Origin of the sequence: Bacillus sp. 3103sda1, assembly GCF_024159135.1 — a bacterium.
Taxonomy (GTDB): Bacteria; Bacillota; Bacilli; order Bacillales; family Bacillaceae_G; genus Bacillus_A; species Bacillus_A rhizoplanae.
Map to the genome: position 1 here is coordinate 3,346,748 of NZ_JAMYWS010000001.1, position 24,600 is coordinate 3,371,347.

Genomic DNA, 24,600 nt, shown 5'->3' on the forward strand with positions numbered 1-24,600 from the left:
TTTCCTCTTTCACTTATGGAAAGCTCTCACCTTACTTCTTTGACTTCTCAAATTCTTGAGGTGGGAGTCTTACTTCCTACAACTAGCGGAATAAAGGAGGTGACACCTTATGAAGGGTAATTTAATTAAACAATACGGATTTTCTGTATACTACCATTCTTATTTACAAAAACAAATCTTATATATACTAATTCTTCGCAGTGAAATTGCTTTTCAATCCCATACATTACAGCCAAATGAACAACTAGAACTACTCTCCTATGACCGGTTACTCTTTCACCACGCTCACGATATATATAAACATATACAGCCTTACTACTGTGTTTTTCCATATACATATCCATCATCACATTGGTGGTGGCATTTAGAAAATTTTTCATGTTAATGTAATTAAATGATTTTTTAAAAAATTTTAAAAATTTATATTTTAAAATAGTAGACAAAATTTTAAATATTATGTTAGAATTTGTTTCAATATCAAATACGCTAGTTACATTCCTTTCCAAAAGGAGATAGGTACACGAAAAGATTTATTTCGTGTTTAAAAGGGAAGTTTGGTGAAAATCCAGCGCGGTCCCGCCACTGTAAGTGCAAAGATTTCTTTCGATATACCACTGTGAAAACGGGAAGGTGATAGAAATCGCTGATGCATGAGCCAGGAGACCTGCCTATTTTAACGGCACTGATAGACTCACGGATGATGAGGATGTGTTTTTAACGAAAGAGGAGCATTTTCTGCTTCTATGCCTACTTTTCGTTAAAGGTATTTCCGAGTAAACGGAAATGCTTACTTATATTTAGGGAGGAAATTAACTATGACAATTCAAACAAGTAACTTAGGGTATCCGCGAATTGGATTACATCGCGAATGGAAAAAAGCTTTAGAAGCCTTTTGGGCAAACAAAGTGGATGAACAACAATTTGTGAAACAAATGAAAGAGATTCGCCTTCAACATGTAAAAGTACAACAAGAAAAAGGAATCGATCTTATCCCAATTGGTGATTTTACATATTATGATCATGTCCTTGATACAGCATGTATGTTTGGATTTATTCCATCTCGTTTTTCAAAGTATACATCAGAGCTTGACGTATACTTTGGTATGGCACGCGGTTCAAAAGATCACGTTGCTTCTGAAATGACGAAATGGTTTAATACAAATTATCATTATATCGTTCCAGAATATGAGGAAGGCTTACATATTTCTCTTAAAGACAATCGTCCACTTCGTTTATATGAAGAAGCAAAACAAGAACTAGGCGTTGATGGTAAACCAGTTATATTAGGACCGTATACGTTTTTAAGCTTAGCAAAAGGTTATAAAAAAGAACACTTCTCAAGCATTTTACAAAAATTAACACAGCCATACATTCAATTGTTACAAGAATTACAAGACGCTGGCGTACGCTGGGTTCAAATTGATGAACCAATCTTTACATCCCTATCAAAACAAGAAATTGGTATAGCGAAAGAATTATATGAAACGATTCGTAAAGCTGTTCCAAATATATCTATTATGCTGCAAACGTATTTTGATAGTATAGAAGAAAACTATGAAGAGATTATTTCATTCCCGGTTACTGGTATTGGACTTGATTTTGTACACGGTAAAGAAGGTAATTTGCGCGCCCTGCTACAACATGGATTCCCTTCCAATAAAGTATTAGGTGTTGGCTGTATAGATGGTCGTAACATTTGGAGAGCAAACTTGGATGAAATCCTTTCTCTTTTCCATACATTACAAGAAACTATACAACCAAAAGAATGGATTGTACAGCCGTCTTGTAGTTTACTTCATACCCCTGTTGACAAGACGATTGAAACACACCTTGAAAACGAATTATACGATGTGCTTGCTTTTGCAAATCAAAAATTAGAAGAGCTTACTATTTTACAAAAAGCTCTCGTTCATGGAATAGAAAATACTTCTGATGAATTACAAACATATCGAAATGCTCACGAAGCAATTCAGACTTCTGCAGTTCGTAATCGTAACGATGTACAATCTACACTATCAGCATTACAAGAAGAAGATTTTTCTCGTCCTCTTTCATTTGAAGATCGCTACAATTTACAACAAAAAGCTCTGAATTTACCGTTACTTCCAACGACAACAATTGGTAGCTTTCCGCAAACGCAGGAAGTTCGTCAGACTAGAAAACAATGGCGTAGCGGTGACATCTCAAATGAGCAGTACGAACAATTTATTGAAGAAGAAACAAAAAAATGGATTCAATACCAAGAAGAAATTGGTCTTGATGTTCTCGTTCATGGCGAATTTGAGCGAACAGATATGGTAGAATATTTCGGTGAAAAACTTGCTGGTTTCTCCTTTACAAAAAATGGATGGGTGCAATCGTACGGTTCTCGTTGTGTGAAACCTCCTGTTATTTATGGTGACGTTGCGTTTATTAATGGTATGACAGTAAAAGAAACAGTATTTGCACAAAGTTGTACTAATAAAGTTGTCAAAGGCATGCTAACTGGTCCTGTGACAATTTTAAATTGGTCTTTCGTTCGTAACGATATTCCAAGAAAGGAAGTTGCTTACCAAATTGCACTGGCACTTCGACATGAAATTAACTTACTTGAATCATCTGGTATTCGTATTATTCAAGTTGATGAACCTGCACTGCGTGAAGGACTGCCGTTAAAAGAGAAAGATTGGGACACATATTTAACATGGGCTGTTCAAGCATTCCGCCTTTCTACTTCTTCAGTAGCAAACGAAACACAAATTCATACGCATATGTGTTATTGTAACTTTGAAGATATTGTGGAAGCGATCCGTCAGCTTGATGCAGATGTTATCTCTATTGAAACATCAAGAAGCCACGGGGAGTTTATTGATACATTAAAAGAACATCCGTATGAAAAGGGGATTGGACTTGGTGTATATGACATTCATAGTCCACGCATTCCAAGTATAGATGAAATGTATACAATTGCAGAACAATCATTAAAGGTGTGCGATCCAAAATATTTCTGGATTAATCCAGATTGCGGCTTAAAAACAAGAAAAACAGAAGAAGTTATTCCTGCATTAGAACATATGGTAAAGGCAGCTGTAAAAGCTCGCCAATTGTTGCAAACAAACGTGCGATAATAAAATTAGAAAACTACTGTCTCTTGGACAGTAGTTTTCTAATTTTCCCGCTATTTTTGGGCAGTAAGCCCCCTCACTGATGGAAGTTTCACTTTACTACTTAACAAAAATACGAAGGGGCTTACCCTTCATTTATAATTAACAATATGTTTTTGCTCGTGAAAGGTCACTATACTAATGTAGTGACTAATTCTCTTCAAAAAACAATTCATATCTTATCTTATACAAGGCATCTACTGAAGGTTCTTCTAGGGGAATTGCTTGCATAGTCACTATATACTCTCCTGACGGAACGAGAAAATGAAGTTGATTTGCTAGCACACTGCTTATAAACACTCCTTCTTGTAACACTGTGAATGGAGCTGATACCGTTCGTAATGCTTCTTTTTTTTCTACAAATTTCTGAGTAAATACCATTACTTCACACGTATAATCAGATAAGGCCTCAAATATAATTGTTCCTTCAGCCTCAGCATAGCCTCTTTCAAAATCTTTATCCGTCCAATCTACATGCGGAGATGTCATCTCTTGATTCATTACTATCAATTGTGCATAAGAAATTGTTAACTCCACTCTTTTCACTCCTTTTTCTATTAAGTGATGCGAAGCAATATATTATTTCACAACAAATTTCACACGTGTTCCATCTGGGTATTGATCTAACTTATTACCAACCCATGAACCAGCACCCCGATTATCTGCGGGATTAATATATTCAATGTGCGCTCCTTTTCCACCTTCTTTACACATCGCCATCGGCCATTCATCACGGTCATAGCCTTTTTTGGGCGGGTATGGAGCTAGCGATTGCTTCCTTCTATCCGCAGCTCCATTTCGATCAATTGTACAAATGTTAGAATGCCCTTCTTGTATTGCGTTCGCAATGTGTTTTCCTGTCTCTGGATATCGTTCTTTCGGAAACTCAAGAATTTGGTCGTACGATACCTCTTTCTTGTTCTCTGATGCTGGCGTTATCAGAACTTTGTATACTCCAATTAATACAGACAGAATTGCAATGATTGTAATCAAAATGCCTTTTACTTGTTTCATCCAGCTTACATCCTCCATTTTCTTCCTCTCTTTCTTTCATTATAACAAACTTCATATTCTTATGTTTTCAGACATTATTCTATATTCCTAGCTTCTTTTCCATCAATAACATACCATTTTGTGCAACTTTTCACTAAACATGTAGAAAACTTTCAACCTTCCGACATTTTTTTTCAAAGGAAGTATAAAACAAAAAATGGAATTGGTATACATGATACTTTTTAGGGAGGAAATGTCATGAGCGGAACATATAAAACAAAAGATGTCACAAATAAAACGGGAATCCCCAAAAATATGGTTCGTAAATATAGCCAACTTTTAGAACAACATGGCTATTTTATTGATAAAACTGCTGAATCTCGCACGTATAAAATGGATGATTTACGACTATTAAAAATGATTCACGAACGAGCTGCTACATTGGAAGAAGATATTATGGAAACGATTTCATTTATACTAAAAGAAGAAGAGTCTCCACCCGATTCTCCTGCTATTGTAAAAGAAGATACAGATCTAAAAGAAAATACAGACCTACAACTCAAAGAGCAAAGCCTGAAATTTGAAGAATTTATGCACAAGTTAGATATGCTTGCTCAATTAAACGAAGCAATTATTCATCAAAATTCTACCCTTATTACACAGAATCGTTTAAAAGACGAAAAGCTAAATGAATTAATGCACCAAGTATACGTAAAAGAATCCAAACAAGAGGAAATGTTACAAAATCTTGTAGATCACGCAGCAGAAACTGATGCGCTGCAAAAAGAAAAAATGGATTTACTTATGAATCATATGTATAAACGTGAATCCAAACAAGAAGAAAAAATGAACAAACTTATGAACCAAGTTTATAATAAAGAAAGCAATCGCGATGCTCAGCTTATGCAAGTTATTCGAGAAATTCAAGAAACAAAACGATTAGTTGCTGCTTCACAAGAACAAAGTTTATTTAAATCATTTAAAAGTCTATTCATTCGATTTAAATCTGAAAAAACGGGAGAAATGAATAAATAAAAGTTACCATACCTCGGTAACTTTTATTTTTTATGTACTATGTTTTGCACCGCAACTGGTAAAGTAATAATCGCTTCCGTTCCTTTACCTATTTCACTTTTATATACAAGTGTACCATTATGAGCTTGTAAGATACTAAAGGTAACCATTAATCCAAGTCCTGTCCCCTTTTCTTTCAATGAATAATAGGGTTGTCCAAGTCTCTCTAACTGCTCTTTTGTCATCCCAACACCGCTATCTTTGACACGAATAACAATAGATTCATCTTTTTGCAATGCAGTCACTTTTAAATACCCTTTATTTTCTTGAATTGCTTCAATGCCATTTTTTACAACATTCATAATCGCTTGTTTTAATTTTGTTTTGTCACCTATAGTATATAAATTCTCTGCAATTTCAACCTGTAGATATACACCTCGCATTGCAGCAAAGGAAGACATTAACGTCGTCATTTCAATAAGCTGTGCTGATAAACAAATATGTTCTTTCTTATCAATTTGCGGCCGAGCTAAATTTAAATAGTCTGAAATAATCTGTTCTGCCCGATCTAATTCGGCCAAAACAAGACGCATGTATTCTTTATTCTTAACATCTTCTGTACCTTCTAACAATTGAATAAATCCACGCACAACTGTAAGTGGATTACGAACTTCATGGGCCACGCTTGCTGCTAACTCGCTGACAATATTTAATTTCTCAGACTTTTGCATTTCTGTTCGTAACATTGCATTTTCATATAAATACTCTGTTAAATACACTTGAAATGTCATCGTCATAATCATAATAAAAGAGGCAAATATGTATTCGCTATACAAATAAGACATCATTGGCGTAAAGCCCTTTCCTAACAACAAACCAAATATTTCAAATCCTAAAGAAATGAGTGTATAAAAAGATGCCAACATAAAAGATAAAACAATTTTTTTATTTTTCGGAAACGCACTCCATTTTTTAGACAATAAAAAAGGGATAACAGAGATACAAATAATTTCTAATAACCGAAGCCAGCTTAAACCATTCAGAAATCCATCGTATAAAATAGCCATTACAGCCGGAATCATACCAACTGAACCACCATACAAAAACGCACTAATTATTGAGATTTGATGGAAATCATAATTACAGGTTTCCCCAACACAAATTGGATATGTCATTGAAAGGATAAGCGTAATTGTTGATAATAATACAATAAAGTAGCGATTGGGCTTTTGAAGCATGCTTTGATAGCGATTTAAACGAATTGCTTCATACAAAAATAACGGCAAAATAATGATAGCAACTTGAATTATTAAATCACGGATAAGTCCCATCCCCTCATCCCCTATATTTATTTTGATACGATTATACCATTTTATTGGCAAATTTGTTTTATTTTTTAGATTATTCTTAATATTTCTGTAAACATTTTGTGGAAATTTATTCACAAATGTTACAACTTTTCAAAATGATTGTAAACCATGTATCAAATTGTCTCTGTACAAGATACAATAAATACAGGTTAAGAAATCGATTGGGGGAAAATAAAATGACAGGAACTGCGCTCGTCTTAAACGAGGAAAATCTTGTTGTACTAGAAAATGTTGAGAAATCGGTGTATAAAAAATTACAAGAGCAAACAGGTACAAACAATTGTGCATGCTCTATAAACAACTCAGTAATACATCTAGGAAAAGTTTCTTCCGTTCTTTGGAGTGAAGACGAAATCGATTGGGAATACGGTTATTAAACAAAAGGTCGCTTTTTAGCGACCTTTTTTATTTGTAGCTTTTCAAAGCGATTGTATGATAAATATGATACAATAAAAAGAAATTTTGCAACGGAAGAAAGGGAGACAAAATGGAACAATTTATTAATCCACGTGTAAAGGATATTCAAATTTCTGGAATCCGCCAATTTTCTAACATGATTCAAAATTATGATGATCTTATTTCATTAACCATTGGACAACCTGATTTCCCAACTCCTTCTTTAGTGAAAGAAGCTGCTAAGCGTGCTATTGTAGAAAATTTTACAAGTTATACACATAATGCGGGTTTGTTACAGCTTCGAAAAGCTGCTTGTGATTTCTTAAAAGAACGCTATAATTTAGTATATTCTCCGGAAGATGAAACAATTGTAACCATCGGGGCAAGTGAAGCAATCGATATTGCCTTTCGTACGATTTTGGAAGAAGGAACTGAAGTAATCTTACCAGCCCCTGTCTACCCAGGCTATGAACCTATTATTCGTCTATGCGGTGCAAAACCTGTTTTTGTAGACGTCCGTGACACAGGATTCCGCTTAACAGCAAAAACAATCGAAAAAGCAATTACAAACAAAACCCGTTGCATCGTATTACCATATCCATCAAATCCAACTGGCGTAACATTATCAGAAGAAGAACTCAAAGAGATTGTTTCAGTATTAAAGGATAAAAATATTTTTGTTCTTTCCGACGAAATTTACAGCGAACTTGTATACGAGAATAAACATATATCTATTGCAAATTTTCCAGAAATGCGAAATAAAACGATTGTAATTAACGGTTTATCAAAATCTCATTCTATGACAGGATGGCGCATTGGTTTTTTATTTGCACCAAACTTTTTAGCAAGTCAAATTTTAAAAGTACATCAATACAATGTTACATGTGCAACTTCAATTGCTCAGTATGCAGCAATTGAAGCATTAACAGCAGCAAAGGACGCCCCCCGTATGATGCGTCATCAATACAAAAAGCGTCGCGATTATGTATACAACCGTCTTGTACAAATGGGATTAACTGTTGAAAAGCCAACAGGAGCGTTTTATCTATTCCCTTATATCGGGAATTTAAACTCCTCTTCTTTTGATTTCGCAATTGAACTTGTGAAAGAAGCTAAACTTGCAGTTGTTCCAGGTTCAGCATTTTCCGAATACGGTGAAGGGTACATTCGTATTTCTTATGCTTATAGTATGGAAATGCTGAAAGAAGGCTGTGACCGTTTAGAAACGTTTCTACAACAAAAAAACTAAGAGGAATACCCTTTCCCCTTAGTTTTTTTGCATTTATACTATCTTTTTTTCTCTTTCCAACCATCTCTTATGACAAAAAAACCAAATAATCCAACTGTTATCCAGCCAACTAATGTTACCACATATTGAATGAAATTGATTAGTCCATCTAATGCATAAATAGAGAAATAATGAAAACCTGTTGTTAATGATTGGTCCATTACTCCAGCAAGTACTGTCCATAACCAACCAACAATAACCGCAAAGAAATACTTCATTGATTTATCCATCTTCTTCACCTCCTGTATATTATTGTATGTTTACCATACAACTTAGCTCTGGGTGAGAAGACTACCTTTATAAATATTTCATTTTATAATTTGTTTAAATTAATCTTATCTATACAATACCATCTTAGATTCTATTTCAATATTTCATTGCATGTTTGACGTTTCATCAATTTATGAGGAATAATAATACACTTTGGTGAAGTTTCACAATGTTCAACTTTATCAACTAAATATCTCGCTGCTTCGTAGCCCAACTGAAAAATATTTACATCGACTGTTGTTAATGGTGGATTTGCTATTTCAGATAATAATACGTTATTAAAACTAACAATAGAGATATCTTTTGGCACGGAAATTCCCTTTTCTGATAAAGCACTTAATACACCTAATCCAATTAAATCATCCGTTGCGATAATAGCTGTTGGCTGTGCATCAAGTGTCATAAGTTCTTCTACCGCTTTTTGACCACTTTCTCGTAAAAAACTAAGATTTAAAACATACTCAGCTGGCAAAGAAATATCAGCTAATTTTAATGCGTCTGCCATTCCAGCGAGGCGATCTTTTGTAACGAGTAGATCCGAATCACCACCGATAAAAGCAATTCGTTTATGTCCAAGTGAAATTAAATATTCTGTTACTTCTCGTGCGGCTGCATAGTTATCATTATCGATATATGTAATCTCTTCTTTTCGTTCATATGGTTTCCCAATGAGAACAAATGGGAAATTTTGACTGTGTAAATATTCTAAAATACGGTCATTCATACGGGAATATAAAAGAATAATGCCACCGATTTGCCTTCCTTGCACCATTTTCACAACACCATTAAAAATCTCTTCTTCCGTTTCTCCAGTTGACATATACAATGAATATTCTTCTCCATGTGCAAATGAGCTAATTCCTCGAATAACTTCTGGGAAAAATGGATTTTGAAACGCTTTACTCGCAGAGCTTGGCATAACAAGTCCAATCGTTTTTGTTGTTTGATTTGCAAGACTTCTCGCATTTAAATTCGGGTGATATCCTAATTCAGCCATCACTTTACGAACGCGACGTTTTGTTTTCTCACTAATGCTCGGGTTATCAGCAATTACACGTGAAACCGTAGAAGGAGCAACATTTGCTTTTTTTGCCACATCTTTAATTGTAACTGTCATAAATTTGTTCCTCCTCTCTTTTTTATCTACATGATTTATACAAGTTACCTCTATTTTTATCCCGCTATTAGCGACAGTAAGCCCCCCACTAATGGAAGTTTCACTTTATTCCATTCATAAAAATTTCTATTAATGTAAATCTATATCTATATTCTCCCTCTTCATGTATTGTAAGGGATAGAACCTTATTTTCCTATACTATATACTATTTTTTTAAAAATTACCCTGTTCTTATGTTATATAGACCGATATTCCAATTAAAAAAGATAAATGAGACATAAAGTCCCATTTATCCCTTCGTTCCCCCAGCTGTTAAACCAGAAATAAAGTATTTTTGCAAAGATAAAAATAAAATTGAAATTGGTATCGCAATCAATACCGACCCTGCTGCAAATGTTGTAAACTCATTACCGAATTTTTTCGCTACCATTTCGTATAATCCAACGGCTAATGTATAATTTTCTGGTGTACGCAAAATAATACTCGCTAAAATAAAATCAGTAAATGGACCGATAAAGGTAAACAGCGCTACAACCGCAATAATTGGCTTTGCCAAAGGCATAATAATTTGCCAAAAAATACGAAAATGCCCTGCTCCGTCCATACGGGCTGACTCGTCTAATTCTTTTGGAATTGTATCAAAGTATCCTTTCATAAGCCACGTATTCATTGGAATTGCACCGCCAACATAAATTAAAATTAATGCTAGATGTGTATCAATTAATCCTGTCAGCTGTGCTAATATATACAATGCAATTAATGCTGAAAAGTTTGGAACCATTTGAAGAATTAAAAACGTTAGTAACCCATTCTTTCTTCCGACAAAACGATATCTCGAAAAAGCATATGCTGTAAAACTAATTGACAATACAGAAAAAATCATTGTCAAAACACTAACTTTCAACGTATTTTTATACCAAAGTACATAGTTACTTTGCGAAAGATCCAATAGTTTTCTGTAATGATCCAGCGTTGCATTTTTAGGAATTATACTTGATCCCGACAAACTATCCCCAGGGTTAAACGAGGAGCCTATAATCCATAATAATGGATAGAAAATAATAATACACATAATGAAAATTACGAAATAACTTAATGAAAGACGTAACATCTTCTGTCGTTTTATATTCATTTACATCATATCCTCTTCTTGGAATGATTTTGTTCTTTTAAATTGCCATAAAGCAACTGAAATAACTATTACCGATAAAATCATCGTTAGTGCTGCTGCTTTTCCATATTGAGCTGATGTCATCGTTAACTTATAAATCCAAGAAATTAAAATATCCGTTCCACCTGCATTTTGTCCCGCTACAGCTGGACCACCACCATTAAACAGATAAATAATACTGAAATTATTAAAGTTGAATGTATATTGCGTAATTAAAATAGGAGCAGTCGCGTATAAAACGAGCGGCAATGTAATTTTACGAAATTGTTGCCAAGCTGTCGCACCGTCTACCGTAGCAGCTTCATACAATTCACCTGGAATCGATTGCAGTATACCTGTCGTCATCGCAAAAATAAAGGGAAATCCGAGCCATGTTTGAATAAAAATTAAAGCGATTTTCGACCAAAATGGATCTGTCATCCAAGCAATGTTTTCGATTCCAAATAGAGTTAACACTTGATTATTAATTGCTCCAAATGATTCATTAAACATGCCAGCAAATACGAGAATAGATACAAACGCTGGAACAGCCCATGGTAAAATAAAGATTGTACGAATTACCGCTTTTCCTTTAATACTCGGTTGATTTACTAAAATCGCTAAGAAAATACCAAGTGCAACTTGTAATGTCGTTGCGACGAAGGTCCAAATCACAGTCCAAGAAAATACACTTACAAATGTGTCTCGCCACATTGGCAATGTAAAAATATCAACAAAGTTTTTAAACCCAACCCACTCTACAAGTTTTGCAGGAGGAGAATGATATAAGTCATAATTTGTAAATCCAATTAATAGGACGAAAATAATCGGAAGTACAACAACAAAAATTAATAGAAGAAAACCTGGTGAAACCATCAAATAGGGAAAACCTTGATCTAATAAATGATGATATTGTTCTTTCACAGAGTTTAGTGGTATTCCTACATCACGCTTTTTCCCGTTTTGATACGCATCATATAAATTGAAGGCATATACACCTAGTCCAAATGCAATAACGATAATTGCTAAAATACCTTTTACTAATAGAAAAATAGAGTGATCACGAGGAACTTCTGTACCGAGCGTTACAATTCCCCACAACCCGATATTTAACAAATCAGCAAATGCTACAAAAAACGAACAAGTTAATACTAGAAAAATGATACCTTTTACATATTGTTTATTGTACAGTTGCCCAATACCTGGAATAATAGACAACGCCGCCGCTGTTTTTCGGTGTTTTGAACCGTTTACTGCGTGTGTTGGTTCAAAGGATGTTTGCATAGTTCTTCCCCCTTTTTTCTTCCCCTTGGAAGGAGGAGAATTCGTGCCTTTTGTTTACAAAAGACACAAATTCTATATTATTTTTTCTTACTATGATTTGCTTCAATGTTTCCTTTAATTTGTTTCACAGCCTCATCAAGTGCCGCTTTTGGTTCTTGTTTACCTGTTACAACTAATTGCAGCGCATCACCAGCTGGTTTCCAAACTTCTTGCATTTCTGGGATATTCGGCATTGGAATACCATTTTCGGCTTGTGTCACTACTGCTTTTGCAGCTTCGTTATTTTTAATAATTGGATCTTCCATAACTGATTTCACTGGCGGAATTTCTTTTGTTTTTTCAAAACGAATTTTTGCATTTTCTTCATTTGTTACCCAATCAGTGAATTTTGTTGCCAAATCTTTGTTTTTAGAGAAGCTTGTTACATGCCATCCTTTTACACCAACAAATGTTTTCATCGGCTGGCCATTTGGTAATTTTGGCATTGGAGCTACACCATAATCAATTCCTGCTTTTTCCATCGCCTGGAATGCCCATGGACCATTCATAATAGAAGCAGCTTTTCCTTCATTAAATAATCCATCTGCAGCTGGTCCGCCAGACTCACCAATAATTCCTTCTGGAAATAGTTTTTCTTTATACCATTTTTGAATATATTCTGCACCTTGTACTGCACCGCTATTATTTAATCCAATATCGGCTACATTTGGTTGTCCGTCTTTCTCACCAAATACATAACCGCCCATACCAGCCATAAATGCATTTGCAAAATAGAAGTTATCTCCTAATGCTAAAAATCCATATTTTCCGTTCTTTGTAAATCCTTTTGAAAAATTAAATAGTTCATCCATCGTTTCTGGTGCTTTTGTCATTAATTTTTTATTGTAAATGAATACAGGTGTTTCAATCGCTTTCGGTAAACCATATAATTTTCCATCATATGTTTGCGCTTTTAGTGACAAATCAGTAAACTTATTTTTAACAGAATCATCCACTTTCATCTCAGAAAGTAACCCCTCTGTCGCTGCATCCCCAATTTGATCATGCGGTAATGTTACAACATCCGGCCCTGTACCAGCTGGACCATCAAGACGAAGTTTTTTTAATTGTTCTGTCATCTGAATCTCGACAACTTTTACTTTTACATTATATTTCTTTTCAAAACTTTTTACGGCTGGATCTAAACCAACACCTTTTTTCTGATCTTCCCAAACAAGAAGATCATAATCTTTCTTCTCCTTGCTCGCTTCCTTTTTCTCTGAATCTTTCGGTCCGCATGCCGATAACATACCGATTGCCAAAGCTGAAACTGTTAATAAAGATAACGCTTTTTTCTTCATCCCTTAATACCTCCCCAAATTATGTATATGGTACTCTAATCAATGAAAACGTTTGCATCTAATAGTTTAATAGAAGCACAAACAACTTTTCAATCTATGAAAACGTTTGCGCTATTTGTCTATTATTATACATACATTTATATGTTTTGCAAATATTATTTTTCAAAAAATTTACGCAGTTATTCTTTATATTCATTGACTTTATATGGAATGCGTACTACCCTTATAAGCAATATTAAAATTATATAAAAAGCAATCGTTTGCAATATATTCTTATTTAAAGAACTAGTAAAGGAGAATATTTTATATGATTAAAGAAGCAATATACCATAGACCAAAAGATAATTACGCATACGCTTATAATGAAAAAACACTCCACATTCGGCTACGTACGAAAAAAAACGACGTAGATATAGTATCCTTCATTTATGGTGATCCATATGAATGGCAAGATGGGAAATGGTTAACAAAAAAAATACCAATGAAAAAGAGCGGCTCGACGGATTTATTTGATTATTGGTTTGTATCAATTGAACCGAAATTTAAGCGCTTACGATATGGATTCGAACTGAAAAGTAGTACTGAAACTATCGTTTATACAGAAAGAGGCCTTTTCTCTGAAGCACCTACTGACGACGTCGGCTATTACTTTTGCTTCCCATTTATACATGAAAAGGATGTTTTTACGGCTCCCCCATGGGTGAAGAATACAGTATGGTATCAAATTTTTCCAGAACGATTTGCTAATGGAGATTGTACATGTAATCCAGCAAATACTCTTCCTTGGGGTAGTACAGATCCAACTGCAACAAATTTTTTTGGCGGGGATTTCGTCGGCATTATGAATCACCTTGATTACCTTGTAGAACTTGGTATTTCCGGCATTTACTTTACCCCAATCTTTACGGCACAGTCTAATCATAAATATGACACGATTGACTATATGGAAATCGATCCTCAATTTGGGACAAAAGAAACATTTCAGAAGCTTGTGGAAGCATGTCATCAACGCGGTATAAAAATTATGCTAGATGCCGTTTTTAATCATAGTGGATACTTTTTCGATAAATTTCAAGATGTTCTTGAAAAAGGAGAACACTCTTCCTACAAAGACTGGTTTCATATTCATGAATTTCCAATTGTAACAGAACCTTTTCCTAATTATGATACATTCGCTTTTACACCGTATATGCCAAAACTAAATACAACTCATCCAGACGTAAAAGAATACTTACTAGAAGTAGGACGTTATTGGGTACGAGAGTTTCACATTGACGGCTGGCGACTTGATGTAGCGAATGAAGTGGATCATAGCTTTTGGCGTGAATTCCGCAGTGAAGTAAAGGCGATTAATCCTGATGTCTACATTTTAGGAGAAATTTGGCATGACGCTCTTCCATGGCTACAAGGCGATCAATTTGATGCCGTCATGAGTTATCCTGTTACAAATGCTCTTCTTTCTTATTTTGCAAATGAAACCATTCGGGCAAATGATTTTATGCATCAAATTACCGAATCTCTTCATTCATATTCCATGAATGTAAACGAAGCTGCTTTTCATCTACTAGACAGCCACGATACACCGCGAATTTTAACAACCTGTAAAGGCAATAAAGAAAAAGTAAAATTACTCTATGTATTCCAACTCTCTTTCATCGGTTCACCATGTATTTATTACGGTGATGAAATTGGAATGGACGGGGGAATGGACCCAGGTTGCCGAAAATGTATGATCTGGGATGAAGATAAACAAGATAAAGAATTATTTCAGCATATACAAACATTAATTTTATTGCGGAAACAATATAAAGCCTTTGGCGGGCACGGTTCATTTCAATGGATTGACGCCAACAACAAACACAATTATATTTCTTATACAAAAACATACGGAAAAGAAACAATATTATTTGTTTTAAATCCAACAAATAATGAAATTACAGCTCCGATACCTTTTCGTATTGGTGGTAAAAAAATTGTAAATCTGTATACAAAAGAAGAGTTTTCCGCTGAAACAAACTCATTACTAGTTACACTTCCACCATATGGATTTTCCATTTTAACATGGTAAAGCTTAAAAGCCTTGTATAGAAAACAAGGCTTTTACTTTATACCAGCACATCCCTCATCGTGACTTGTCATTCTAATTGAGAAACAAGAGAGACCTGTCTCCAAGCCTCTCTAATATCTACTTACATATTTCTCATTTCAATTTATACGCCCGCGTTTCATAAGGCTGTAAAATAATATTTTCAATTGATTCATCCTGCACATCATAATTGTGTATCAATAAATCTACATTACTGTACGCTATCTCCTCCGGTAATTCAAATACACATGAATCCTCAGTAAAGTTTGCAATGATAAGTAATTTCTCATCTTTCCATGTTCTTACGTAAGCAAAAATAGATGGATGGTCTTCTAGAATTAAATCATATGTACCATACACAATTATTTCGTGCTTTTTACGAAGTTCAATCAATTTCTTATAATAATGAAAAATAGAATTTGAATCATGTAATGCCTGCTTCGCATTAATTTCTTTATAATTAGGATTTACTTGGACCCACGGCTTACCCGATGTAAATCCAGCATGTTCACTGTCTTCCCATTGCATCGGTGTCCGAGCATTATCGCGTCCTTTAGCATAAATAGATTGCATCACCATTTCGTGATTTTCACCACATTCACTTACTTTTTCATGGTACATATTCAGCGTTTCAATATCACGGTATTCATCAATTGAAGCAAATTGGACATTTGTCATTCCAATCTCTTCTCCTTGATAAATGTAAGGAGTTCCTTTCATCATATGAAGTACCGTCGCTAACATTTTCGCTGACGGAATACGATACGTTTTATCATTACCAAAGCGAGAAACAACACGCGGTTGATCATGATTATTCCAATACAAACTATTCCATCCTGTATGTTCTAATGCTTTTTGCCACTTTGTTAAGTTCTCCTTTAATGCAACAAGCGAACATGGCTTTACATCCCATTTACCATTCTCTCCAGAATCTAAATCCATATGTTCAAACTGAAATACCATCTGTAATTCCTGACGATCTTCAGCTGTATAAAGCTTCGCCTCTTCCGTTGTTACACCAGGCATTTCACCAACTGTCATAATATCATATTGAGATAACACTTCTTGATTCATTTCATGTAAATACGTATGAATATTAGGTCCATTCATAAAATATTGATGACCCGATACATACCCCTCTGCTTCTGTATTCACAGCTGGTAATCCCTCTACTTTTGAAATAAAGTTAATGACATCCATTCGAAAGCCGTCAATTCCTTTGTCCAGCCAAAATTTCATCATCTCATAAATCTCTTTGCGCACATGTTCATTATCCCAATTTAAATCTGGTTGCTTTTTTGAAAATAAATGTAAGTAATATTCATCTGTTGTTTCATCATACTCCCAAGCAGATCCACTAAAAGCAGCTCCCCAGTTATTTGGCTCTTTTCCACTTTTTCCTTCACGCCAAATATAGTAATCTCGATATGGATTATCCTTTGACTTCCGGGATTCAACAAACCAATTATGTTCATCTGAAGTATGATTGACAACTAAGTCCATCATTAATTTCATATTACGTTTATGCATTTCATCCAACAATTCATCCCAATCATTCATCGTCCCAAACTCATCCATAACCTTACGATAATTACTAATATCATAACCGTTATCATCGTTTGGAGATTCATAAACTGGTGATAACCAAATTACATCTATCCCTAGTTCTTGTAAATAATCAAGCTTTGAAATAATTCCGCGAAGATCACCAACTCCATCACCATTACTATCCATAAAGCTACGCGGATAAATTTGATATACAACACTTTCTTTCCACCATTGTTTCTCCATCATGCTACCCCATTTCATAATTTAATCGCAAAACAGGCGCAAACGTTTTCATTAGTGAATGATAACAGATTTTGAATAAAATGAAAACAATGCTTACATTTTTTGTATGGCCTAAAAAATATAGTTAGAGCTCTTTTAATATTAAAAACACACTATTTTTGTGTATATTTTCTTAAATTTATGAAAACGTTTTAATTTTTTATTTCTTTTTTTTACGCATTCATTTATAATAAAATTAAGGAAAACGTTTGCATACTTTTTGGCTAGGAGGAAAAGTCATGGCAGAACTAAAATTAGAAAACATTTATAAAATATATGATAACAATGTAACTGCAGTCACCGACTTCAATTTACACATACAAGATAAAGAATTTATTGTATTTGTCGGTCCATCTGGATGCGGAAAATCAACGACATTACGAATGGTTGCTGGTTTAGAGGATATTTCCAAAGGGGAATTCTCAATTGATGGCAAGGTAATGAATGATGTTCCTCCAAAAGATCGCGACATTGCAATGGTCTTTCAAAACTATGCTCTCTACCCACATATGAGTGTTTACGATAATATGGCATTCGGCTTAAAACTTCGCAAAATACCAAAAGACGAAATTGATCGTCGAGTGAAAGACGCAGCCCGTATTTTAGGACTCGAAGAATATTTAAATCGAAAACCAAAAGCATTATCTGGTGGACAACGACAACGTGTCGCTTTAGGACGTGCCATTGTTCGTGATGCAAAAGTCTTCTTAATGGACGAGCCGTTATCAAACCTGGATGCAAAATTACGTGTATCGATGCGCTCTGAGATTTCTAAGCTTCATCAAAAACTTGGAACAACAACCATTTATGTAACACATGACCAAACAGAAGCTATGACGATGGCATCGCGCCTTGTCGTTATGAAAGATGGAAAAATACAACAAATCGGAACGCCAAAAGAAGTATATGAAACACCAGAAAATGTTTTCGTTGGCGGATTTATTGGCTCTCCTGCGATGAACTTTTTCCATGGCCAATTAACAGAGAATCATTTTGTAATAAACAATAAAGTAAAAATTAAAGTACCAGAAGGAAAAATGAAACTACTGGATGAACATGGTTACATTAACCAAGAAATTATTTTAGGCATTCGCCCAGAAGATATTCATGATGAACTTTTATTTTTAGAAGCTTCCGAAGGTACAACATTTACAACGCGAATCGATGTTGCTGAACTATTAGGTGCAGAATCTATTTTATATATGAAACTTGGAAATCAAGATTTTGCAGCTCGTGTTGACGCAAGACATACTTTTACACATGGTGATCAGATTAACCTTGCTTTTGATATGAACAAAGCGCACTTCTTTGACGTAAAAACAGAAAAACGTATTCGCTAAATAAAAAAAACCGTCCACAGATAAATTGGGGACGGTTTTCAACTTATTATACTAAAGATTCTACTGTATGAAGTGACTGTTCCTTTGTACTGATAACACCAAAAATAGGAAGATCAGTCAATCTCACTTCTTCTTGCTGTTTCATAAAAGATGACCTCAGCTGTTTTATTTCTATCCAGACGTCATTTATACAAAGTGCATTGGAATCGTTCTCTTTTTCATGAGAAAAAATCGGATCTATTTTATATAATCCGGCATTATTAAACAACATATCGATTCTGTTATAGGCTTCAACTGCAACTTCTAAAACATGTTGCCAATCACTTCGCTTACTCATATCATGAGTAACAAAAAGTGCCTCGCCACCTAAATCTACAATTTCCTCCACTGTTGCTTGTCCATTTTCCTCATCAATATCTGTCACAATTACCTTTGCACCTTGCCCTGCCAACAAAAGAGCTGTGTTACGACCAATGCCGATGCCTCCGCCTGTTACAACGGCAACCTTTCCTGCTAGCTTCATCGTCATTTCCCCTTCTGGTTAGTCTCAACGTCATACAGTATACTCCTTTTTTTGAAGCATCCGCAAGCAGGAAAAGATAGATACATATAATGTAATCGCTTACTTTCGAATTTTCTCTTTTTTCTTACTATTATACTGATCAAAAACTAGACCAACAAAAATAAGAATTCCCCAAAATAATAAACTTTCTCCTGTCATTTCGCTCCCTCCCAATGTGAAGAAACATGAACTCTTTATTATAAATAATAACATTTTCCTAATTTTCAGTCTATTGATCATAAAAAAGCGCGCCTTTCCTGGACGCGCCATCAATATGGAGGGTACTATATAGGAGATGCCTGTCCTATATAAATTCTATTATACCAAATTAAATATATCGAATTTTGTAAAAATTTAGACTGAATAAAAATATTTTTATAATTCAAGTTGATTTTTATTCAGTCATTTCCTATTTAATCAAATTCCATAGTATCCTCCATTGTGCTGACAAAATCTTTAATGTTAGTATGACTAGTTCTTTCATATTTCCCCTGTACCAAATTATACAAACAAATTTTTTTCAAATTTTAAAAAGGGAAGCAACTGCTTCCCTTTCTCTAAACAACACCCATAACTTTAGTTTTCACTATAAGATCATGAAAACCTCTATTATCACTTCTAACCAACATCATGTATATATTACATATCATCGGAATACCGAGAAACAAAATATTCGGTACTAACAATACAATAAACCTCATTGTTAAAATTCCTAGCGTTAACTTTTCATGTGTAAGCGATACAAGTTTTGTGCGTGTAACTTTTTTCCCTAGTGTATATCCATTCCAAATAAATGGTAGAACAATAAAATAAAGCGCCATTAATAAAAATGCAAGCCCAAAGTCATAACGGATGTCTCCTGAACTTACATTAAAACGATTCAAAATCGCTTTATAGTTTCCGGTTGTAATTGCAACAATGGCACCATACAAAACAGAAATGAAAAACATATCGATCATTGCAGCCCCTAGACGGTTCATAACAATCACTGGTTGATGTATTTTCAGCTTCATGCTGTGTCGACTCCTTTTTTCTATCCTTTATTAACCGTTTCATCGTATCATGTCTAAAAACAGTTGTAAACAACTCATAAATTGGTGTTTTATTTTCTTTTCCTGTAAAATATGTATCAATCACATTTCAGAAGGAGGAGCTCATATTGAAACGATTCATCATCGTTTGCTCTCTCGTATTTTTAACTAGTTGTGCAACAAATTTTAATCCATCTCATTACAGCATTGGGGATGAATATGAGCTCATTAATGTTTCCGGTAATGCACTAGAACTTTTCCCTAAAACAGACGCCTTGTACGCCTCTCAATATATTCCACCAGAAATTGTAGAAATTGCCTGGAACGACAATTATATTTTAGCAAAACAAACAGAGCAAACAGATGACCCTAATAACCCCGATGCTTCTATTACTAATCAAGCGACAGAAAATTATTGGATTATCGATTTGAAAAATAACCGCCGGTTTGGTCCCTATACAAAAAAACAATTTGAAGAACAAAAACAAGAATTTCGTCTCCCTGAACAACTCCAATTACAAAGTGTAAAAACTTACCTTACAAAAGAAAAACAACAATCTTAAAAAAGGTCAAATGAGATATTTCATCTGACCTTTTTCTCTTTATTTTCTTTATAAAACAACATTCTATAAACAATGGTTCCAAACATAATACAAAATAATAACAGTAATGCGTGTTGAATCGATACAATGTGCAGTTGTAAAATGCTTTGAACTCTGTCATTATAACGATAATAGCCCCATCCGTATAAAAAGACGAATACGATTATAAGTATATAAATCTTATGTTTATAGAAATAATGCGCAATACCCATTCCAAATCCAAATAATGCTCCTACATATACCAGTTCATATAGAAAATGAGGAAGTGATAGTTGCTCGATTCGTTGTAACATACATAATAATCCTATTTGAAAGCAAGCGGCTATAATAACCCCGACCAAAACCGTGAATATTCTCACGGATTGTCTCTCCTTTCACTCTATTCACTTCATTATATTCACGAAGTAATAAAACGAGCAGGCCGTTGCCGGGAATTGTATTATATGAAAAGAGTTTGTATATCTTTCCAACCGTATGCAAGTTCTTTTATGTATAATTCTTCAATATCTTTCTCATCTACAAAAGAAGCTTGTAACGCTTCATAAAAATATTTAGACGGATTGTTCGCTACTACCCAAACAAGCATAGAACGATATCCATTCTTATATAAATCTGCTGCCACCGCTTTTGTCAATCTTTTTCCAAGTTTGTTACGCTGATATGCCCGTAAAATATATATCGCATATAACTCTCCGTCATACTCATATTTACCAGTTCGCTCTTTCCCACCATCTGCAAAACCAATTATTTTCCCATCAATTGTTTTGGCAACATAAACATGCGACTGCTGCTTCTGTAATACTTGTTTCCACAATGCTTCTCGTTTCTCATACGATTTTTTATCTAACACATCTTTTGGCATAATGCCTTCATATGTTTCTCTCCAACTATCAACATGAACGCGTGCAAGTTCTTTTGCATCATGTAGATTTGCTTTGACAATATACATTACGTTTACTTCTCTCTCCTTTGATTATACTCTATATGTTCTTGTTTCATCGTTATAACAGCTCCGCAATTTTTACATACTGCCACTTCTGCTGTCATTTCTGCAAACGGAACAATATAACTTCCAATATTGCTTTCTATATAAGGTGACATAGTACCTGTTTCTATTTCTTTATTACCACATACGTAGCATCCCTTCTGCATTTTCATTTCCCTCCTAAACGCTATATGTATATAAATTCTCTACAAAACGACATATTTCCTGTCCTACTAACAATTAAGAAAAAACCATTTCACTGTTATAGTGAAATGGCAAATGTTTGTGGTTCTGCTACTTTCTCATGTGTATCGCCTGTTGCAAGTACATCTGTTGTAAAAGAAATCCTTTTTATTTTTTCATTATTATCACTTAGTAAAAGACCAATTAACCCTTCCCTTATTTCACCGGAACTATAATCCTCTCTCGTTATATTTTTTGTACCAACAAATGTGTCTTCTGCATATAAGAAGTTTTGCGCTGGCACATGAAATTGTTGCGTTTCATTTACAGTTACATCATTCATAGAAAAGAACTGCATCTCTTTGTCTCCTGTATTTTCAACCTTATATGTAATTTCAACATATTTAGCAGTATCACCAATATCTTGTCCACTTAATGATGCATACCATTCTGCCTCTTTTTGGTCCAGTGTCTCACCTAAACGACGTTGTACTTCTTCTGGACTTAATTTTGTATACATTTCCAACGTCTCTTTTGTTTCATCTTCCATATTCGATAGTGTAATAACTCTCACATTTTCTACATAGATTTTCATCGTTCCAACTGTAAATGTTTCATTTACATGTTTGATTTGTTCTAATTTTAGAGTGCCCCAATTTTTTTCTTTAATCTCTTGTCCCACTTTTGTTAATTGTATGCCGCCGTATTCATTCGTTTCTGGAATGGTCTGTTTCTTCGGCTGCTTCACTTTTTCATGCTGAGCACAACCACTTAAAACAATAACAAAACTACATAAAATACAAAATACGTTCCATATTTTCATTGTCTTACTCCAATCATTACATGCTATGAAACAACCATTAAATATAACTATACTAATTATTTTCTCTCTAAATATAAAGTGAAACTTCCTTCATTGAGGGTTAGTTGAACCAATCGGGCTTTTACGGGCAGTTATCCCCCACCTATCTTCTTTGTTTTTTTCTGAATCTTGAGGTGAAGGTATTACTGTCCGTTAATGCGGGATAAATAAATGAGATAACTCTTCATTATTACACTTCAACTGAGAACAATGCAATACAGAACTAAAAAGATTCTGTATTTAATGTCCTTAATTTTTTATTAATAAGTTGTCTAATCCTTGTCTTTTCTGCTATTTTGAAAATATAATCTACTTTGAATATAACTACACATTCCCCAACTTTAATGGTGTACCTAGATGCAACTATGTATTGCTTATATTAGGAAAAATACAAGAAGTTACTTTAGAAGAAACAGAGTATTATCAAACGGTGAAACTCTTTTTGAAGATCGAGGGAGACTATTTCATACAGAAACAAAACCAGCTAATGAACACATTAGCTGGTTTTGTTTCTTATAGTGCTTCTATAAATAATGCTGCTCCCATACCGCCGCCGACACAAAGAGAAGCAATTCCCTTTTCAAGTCCTTGTCTTCTTAATTCATGAATCAAGCTTACTGTAATACGTGCACCTGTACATCCAATTGGATGTCCAAGACTGATTCCACTACCATTTACATTCACTTTTTCACGATTTAAGCCCAATTCTTTTTCTACTGCTAAATATTGCGCAGCAAATGCTTCATTAATTTCAAATAAATCCGCATCGTTTACTGACCAATTTACATTTTCCAATCCTTTTCGAATTGCTGGTGCTGGACCGATTCCCATAATTTTAGGATCTACCCCTGCCATAGAGTATCCTACGATTCTCGCTAATGGTTGCAGCCCTTTTTCTTTCGCTTTTTCTTCACTCATTAGTACTAACGCTGCGCTTCCGTCATTAATACCCGATGCGTTTCCTGCGGTTACTGTTCCACCCTTACGAAAAGCTGCTTTTAAACCCGAAAGTTTTTCTAACGTAATATCTGCACGAGGATGTTCATCTTTGGAAACAACAATCTCTTTTCTACGTTCCTTTATCGTAATCGGCACAATTTGCTCGTCAAAATAGCCCGCTTCGATTGCATGAATGGCACGTTGATGACTTAATACTGCTACTTCATCCTGTTCTTCACGTGAAATTTCATATTGCTCAGCAAGATTTTCCGCAGTTTCCCCCATCATAATATGATTCGTTGGATCTTCTAGCACTTCCCACACCATATCACGAATTTCTCCGTGTTGTAGTCGTTGTCCCCAGCGGTTCTCTTTTAATACATATGGACTAGAGCTCATTGTTTCTACTCCACCTGCAACAACAACATCACTTACACCTAATTGAATTTGCATTGCTGCTGAAATTAATGCCTGCATACCCGAAGCACATTGACGCTGAATTGTGTAACCTGTAACTGTATCAGGAAATCCCGCCATAAGCGCTGCTGTTCTTGCTGTATTTGCCTCATCTGTTCGTTGAATACAGTGACCTAAAATCACTTCATCTACTTCGTGCGGCAAAACACCGCCTTTTTTCACAGCTTCCTGTAATACAGGAACCATTAGTTCAGTCGGTTTTACATTTTTGAAAGCTCCTCCAAATGTTCCAATTGGTGAACGAACTGCAGCTGTAATGACTACATTGCGCATCTTGTACTTTCTCCTCTCCTATGTACCCTAGTGAATTTTTGGATGGAATAACATAAGATGTATAT

General features: G+C 34.7%; 25 protein-coding genes and 1 riboswitch. Of the genes, 8 read left to right on the top strand and 17 right to left on the bottom strand.

The window, feature by feature from the left end; translation table 11 throughout:
• Positions 1–109 precede the first annotated feature (109 nt).
• Together NKR74_RS16650 and metE are read left to right on the top strand one after the other, a co-directional pair.
• A complete protein-coding gene (locus NKR74_RS16650; RefSeq protein ID WP_253630292.1) occupies positions 110–385 on the top strand; it encodes a hypothetical protein in 276 nt (91 codons plus the stop codon).
• A 112-nt stretch (positions 386–497) separates the two neighbouring features.
• A riboswitch (cobalamin riboswitch) is annotated at positions 498–686 on the top strand.
• Between the two features lie 129 nt (positions 687–815).
• A complete protein-coding gene (gene metE / locus NKR74_RS16655; protein ID WP_253630293.1) occupies positions 816–3,107 on the top strand; it encodes a 5-methyltetrahydropteroyltriglutamate--homocysteine S-methyltransferase in 2,292 nt (763 codons plus the stop codon).
• A 186-nt stretch (positions 3,108–3,293) separates the two neighbouring features.
• Here metE and comJ read toward each other — a convergent pair whose 3' ends face one another.
• Positions 3,294–3,680 (bottom strand): competence protein ComJ, encoded by a 387-nt coding sequence (comJ, locus tag NKR74_RS16660; RefSeq protein WP_253630294.1) that lies wholly within the window; start codon positions 3,678–3,680, stop codon positions 3,294–3,296.
• A gap of 42 nt (positions 3,681–3,722) precedes the next feature.
• Complete coding sequence (locus NKR74_RS16665) at positions 3,723–4,157, bottom strand: NucA/NucB deoxyribonuclease domain-containing protein (protein WP_098305741.1); 435 nt, start codon at positions 4,155–4,157, stop codon at positions 3,723–3,725.
• Positions 4,158–4,394: 237 nt separating this feature from the next.
• Here NKR74_RS16665 and NKR74_RS16670 point away from each other — a divergent pair, with 237 nt between their 5' ends.
• A complete protein-coding gene (locus NKR74_RS16670; protein ID WP_253630295.1) occupies positions 4,395–5,171 on the top strand; it encodes a DUF3967 domain-containing protein in 777 nt (258 codons plus the stop codon).
• Between the two features lie 23 nt (positions 5,172–5,194).
• On the opposite strand, the gene NKR74_RS16675 is transcribed toward NKR74_RS16670, so the two are convergent.
• Entirely contained in the window at positions 5,195–6,481 is a 1,287-nt protein-coding gene (locus NKR74_RS16675) for an ATP-binding protein (protein WP_098305745.1), read from the bottom strand.
• Positions 6,482–6,696: 215 nt separating this feature from the next.
• Between NKR74_RS16675 and NKR74_RS16680 the strand changes: the two genes are divergently transcribed.
• On the top strand, positions 6,697–6,897 hold the full coding sequence (locus NKR74_RS16680) for a hypothetical protein (RefSeq protein WP_098305747.1): 201 nt from the start codon (positions 6,697–6,699) through the stop codon (positions 6,895–6,897).
• A 110-nt stretch (positions 6,898–7,007) separates the two neighbouring features.
• Entirely contained in the window at positions 7,008–8,165 is a 1,158-nt protein-coding gene (locus tag NKR74_RS16685; protein WP_253630296.1) for an aminotransferase A, read from the top strand.
• Between the two features lie 38 nt (positions 8,166–8,203).
• Here the strand turns inward: NKR74_RS16685 and NKR74_RS16690 are convergent, their stop codons facing one another.
• The 5 genes from NKR74_RS16690 to NKR74_RS16710 form a co-directional block, all read right to left on the bottom strand.
• The gene (locus tag NKR74_RS16690) at positions 8,204–8,434 is read right to left on the bottom strand and encodes a hypothetical protein (RefSeq protein ID WP_098305751.1); all 231 of its coding nucleotides are present in this window, start codon (positions 8,432–8,434) and stop codon (positions 8,204–8,206) included.
• Between the two features lie 131 nt (positions 8,435–8,565).
• Complete coding sequence (locus NKR74_RS16695) at positions 8,566–9,591, bottom strand: LacI family DNA-binding transcriptional regulator (RefSeq protein WP_098305753.1); 1,026 nt, start codon at positions 9,589–9,591, stop codon at positions 8,566–8,568.
• 289 nt (positions 9,592–9,880) lie between these two features.
• Positions 9,881–10,723: a maltosaccharide ABC transporter permease MalD gene (gene malD / locus NKR74_RS16700; RefSeq protein WP_098305755.1), complete on the bottom strand. Its 843-nt coding sequence runs from the start codon at positions 10,721–10,723 to the stop codon at positions 9,881–9,883.
• A complete protein-coding gene (locus NKR74_RS16705; protein ID WP_253630297.1) occupies positions 10,724–12,025 on the bottom strand; it encodes a carbohydrate ABC transporter permease in 1,302 nt (433 codons plus the stop codon). It abuts the gene before it with no gap.
• A gap of 77 nt (positions 12,026–12,102) precedes the next feature.
• Positions 12,103–13,365, bottom strand: a complete 1,263-nt coding sequence (locus tag NKR74_RS16710; protein WP_253630298.1) for an extracellular solute-binding protein — start codon at positions 13,363–13,365, stop codon at positions 12,103–12,105.
• Positions 13,366–13,672: 307 nt separating this feature from the next.
• On the opposite strand from NKR74_RS16710, the gene NKR74_RS16715 reads away from it, so the two are divergent.
• On the top strand, positions 13,673–15,433 hold the full coding sequence (locus NKR74_RS16715) for an alpha-glycosidase (RefSeq protein WP_253630299.1): 1,761 nt from the start codon (positions 13,673–13,675) through the stop codon (positions 15,431–15,433).
• Positions 15,434–15,565: 132 nt separating this feature from the next.
• Here the strand turns inward: NKR74_RS16715 and NKR74_RS16720 are convergent, their stop codons facing one another.
• On the bottom strand, positions 15,566–17,260 hold the full coding sequence (locus NKR74_RS16720; RefSeq protein WP_301287715.1) for a glycoside hydrolase family 13 protein: 1,695 nt from the start codon (positions 17,258–17,260) through the stop codon (positions 15,566–15,568).
• A 260-nt stretch (positions 17,261–17,520) separates the two neighbouring features.
• On the opposite strand from NKR74_RS16720, the gene NKR74_RS16725 reads away from it, so the two are divergent.
• Positions 17,521–18,621 carry an ABC transporter ATP-binding protein gene (locus NKR74_RS16725; protein WP_098305765.1) on the top strand — a complete coding sequence of 367 codons (1,101 nt, stop codon included), beginning with the start codon at positions 17,521–17,523 and terminating at the stop codon, positions 18,619–18,621.
• 46 nt (positions 18,622–18,667) lie between these two features.
• Here NKR74_RS16725 and NKR74_RS16730 read toward each other — a convergent pair whose 3' ends face one another.
• The 3 genes from NKR74_RS16730 to NKR74_RS16740 all read right to left on the bottom strand — a co-directional run bounded on the left by NKR74_RS16730 (position 18,668) and on the right by NKR74_RS16740 (position 20,196).
• Positions 18,668–19,144: an SDR family NAD(P)-dependent oxidoreductase gene (locus tag NKR74_RS16730; protein ID WP_141524952.1), complete on the bottom strand. Its 477-nt coding sequence runs from the start codon at positions 19,142–19,144 to the stop codon at positions 18,668–18,670.
• A gap of 99 nt (positions 19,145–19,243) precedes the next feature.
• A complete protein-coding gene (locus NKR74_RS16735; protein ID WP_098305769.1) occupies positions 19,244–19,342 on the bottom strand; it encodes a flagellar motor protein in 99 nt (32 codons plus the stop codon).
• A gap of 398 nt (positions 19,343–19,740) precedes the next feature.
• Positions 19,741–20,196 carry an RDD family protein gene (locus tag NKR74_RS16740; RefSeq protein WP_253630301.1) on the bottom strand — a complete coding sequence of 152 codons (456 nt, stop codon included), beginning with the start codon at positions 20,194–20,196 and terminating at the stop codon, positions 19,741–19,743.
• A 146-nt stretch (positions 20,197–20,342) separates the two neighbouring features.
• Here NKR74_RS16740 and NKR74_RS16745 point away from each other — a divergent pair, with 146 nt between their 5' ends.
• On the top strand, positions 20,343–20,777 hold the full coding sequence (locus NKR74_RS16745) for a DUF3997 domain-containing protein (protein ID WP_253630302.1): 435 nt from the start codon (positions 20,343–20,345) through the stop codon (positions 20,775–20,777).
• Positions 20,778–20,797: 20 nt separating this feature from the next.
• On the opposite strand, the gene NKR74_RS16750 is transcribed toward NKR74_RS16745, so the two are convergent.
• From NKR74_RS16750 to NKR74_RS16770, 5 genes are all read right to left on the bottom strand, one after another.
• The gene (locus NKR74_RS16750) at positions 20,798–21,109 is read right to left on the bottom strand and encodes a DUF2157 domain-containing protein (RefSeq protein ID WP_253630303.1); all 312 of its coding nucleotides are present in this window, start codon (positions 21,107–21,109) and stop codon (positions 20,798–20,800) included.
• A gap of 146 nt (positions 21,110–21,255) precedes the next feature.
• The gene (locus NKR74_RS16755) at positions 21,256–21,765 is read right to left on the bottom strand and encodes a GNAT family N-acetyltransferase (protein WP_253630304.1); all 510 of its coding nucleotides are present in this window, start codon (positions 21,763–21,765) and stop codon (positions 21,256–21,258) included.
• Between the two features lie 5 nt (positions 21,766–21,770).
• Positions 21,771–21,968: a hypothetical protein gene (locus tag NKR74_RS16760; RefSeq protein ID WP_098305779.1), complete on the bottom strand. Its 198-nt coding sequence runs from the start codon at positions 21,966–21,968 to the stop codon at positions 21,771–21,773.
• 95 nt (positions 21,969–22,063) lie between these two features.
• Positions 22,064–22,807, bottom strand: coding sequence for a hypothetical protein (locus NKR74_RS16765; protein WP_098305781.1), 744 nt, complete (start codon positions 22,805–22,807; stop codon positions 22,064–22,066).
• A 552-nt stretch (positions 22,808–23,359) separates the two neighbouring features.
• Positions 23,360–24,535 carry an acetyl-CoA C-acetyltransferase gene (locus NKR74_RS16770; RefSeq protein WP_098305783.1) on the bottom strand — a complete coding sequence of 392 codons (1,176 nt, stop codon included), beginning with the start codon at positions 24,533–24,535 and terminating at the stop codon, positions 23,360–23,362.
• Positions 24,536–24,600 lie beyond the last annotated feature (65 nt).

Excerpts from the sequence above, each read along its gene's own strand:
- NKR74_RS16680 (WP_098305747.1), top strand. The coding sequence starts at position 6,697 with ATGACAGGAACTGCGCTCGTCTTAAACGAGGAAAATCTTGTTGTACTA.
- NKR74_RS16725 (WP_098305765.1), top strand. The coding sequence starts at position 17,521 with ATGGCAGAACTAAAATTAGAAAACATTTATAAAATATATGATAACAAT.
- NKR74_RS16765 (WP_098305781.1), bottom strand. The coding sequence starts at position 22,807 with ATGAAAATATGGAACGTATTTTGTATTTTATGTAGTTTTGTTATTGTT.
- NKR74_RS16715 (WP_253630299.1), top strand. The coding sequence starts at position 13,673 with ATGATTAAAGAAGCAATATACCATAGACCAAAAGATAATTACGCATAC.
- NKR74_RS16675 (WP_098305745.1), bottom strand. The coding sequence starts at position 6,481 with ATGGGACTTATCCGTGATTTAATAATTCAAGTTGCTATCATTATTTTG.
- NKR74_RS16735 (WP_098305769.1), bottom strand. The coding sequence starts at position 19,342 with ATGACAGGAGAAAGTTTATTATTTTGGGGAATTCTTATTTTTGTTGGT.
- NKR74_RS16770 (WP_098305783.1), bottom strand. The coding sequence starts at position 24,535 with ATGCGCAATGTAGTCATTACAGCTGCAGTTCGTTCACCAATTGGAACA.
- NKR74_RS16740 (WP_253630301.1), bottom strand. The coding sequence starts at position 20,196 with ATGAAGCTGAAAATACATCAACCAGTGATTGTTATGAACCGTCTAGGG.
- NKR74_RS16720 (WP_301287715.1), bottom strand. The coding sequence starts at position 17,260 with ATGAAATGGGGTAGCATGATGGAGAAACAATGGTGGAAAGAAAGTGTT.
- NKR74_RS16705 (WP_253630297.1), bottom strand. The coding sequence starts at position 12,025 with ATGCAAACATCCTTTGAACCAACACACGCAGTAAACGGTTCAAAACAC.
- NKR74_RS16670 (WP_253630295.1), top strand. The coding sequence starts at position 4,395 with ATGAGCGGAACATATAAAACAAAAGATGTCACAAATAAAACGGGAATC.
- NKR74_RS16650 (WP_253630292.1), top strand. The coding sequence starts at position 110 with ATGAAGGGTAATTTAATTAAACAATACGGATTTTCTGTATACTACCAT.
- NKR74_RS16760 (WP_098305779.1), bottom strand. The coding sequence starts at position 21,968 with ATGCAGAAGGGATGCTACGTATGTGGTAATAAAGAAATAGAAACAGGT.
- NKR74_RS16685 (WP_253630296.1), top strand. The coding sequence starts at position 7,008 with ATGGAACAATTTATTAATCCACGTGTAAAGGATATTCAAATTTCTGGA.
- malD (WP_098305755.1), bottom strand. The coding sequence starts at position 10,723 with ATGAATATAAAACGACAGAAGATGTTACGTCTTTCATTAAGTTATTTC.
- metE (WP_253630293.1), top strand. The coding sequence starts at position 816 with ATGACAATTCAAACAAGTAACTTAGGGTATCCGCGAATTGGATTACAT.
- NKR74_RS16695 (WP_098305753.1), bottom strand. The coding sequence starts at position 9,591 with ATGACAGTTACAATTAAAGATGTGGCAAAAAAAGCAAATGTTGCTCCT.
- NKR74_RS16690 (WP_098305751.1), bottom strand. The coding sequence starts at position 8,434 with ATGGATAAATCAATGAAGTATTTCTTTGCGGTTATTGTTGGTTGGTTA.
- NKR74_RS16665 (WP_098305741.1), bottom strand. The coding sequence starts at position 4,157 with ATGAAACAAGTAAAAGGCATTTTGATTACAATCATTGCAATTCTGTCT.
- NKR74_RS16750 (WP_253630303.1), bottom strand. The coding sequence starts at position 21,109 with ATGTTACAACGAATCGAGCAACTATCACTTCCTCATTTTCTATATGAA.
- NKR74_RS16755 (WP_253630304.1), bottom strand. The coding sequence starts at position 21,765 with ATGTATATTGTCAAAGCAAATCTACATGATGCAAAAGAACTTGCACGC.
- NKR74_RS16730 (WP_141524952.1), bottom strand. The coding sequence starts at position 19,144 with ATGAAGCTAGCAGGAAAGGTTGCCGTTGTAACAGGCGGAGGCATCGGC.
- NKR74_RS16710 (WP_253630298.1), bottom strand. The coding sequence starts at position 13,365 with ATGAAGAAAAAAGCGTTATCTTTATTAACAGTTTCAGCTTTGGCAATC.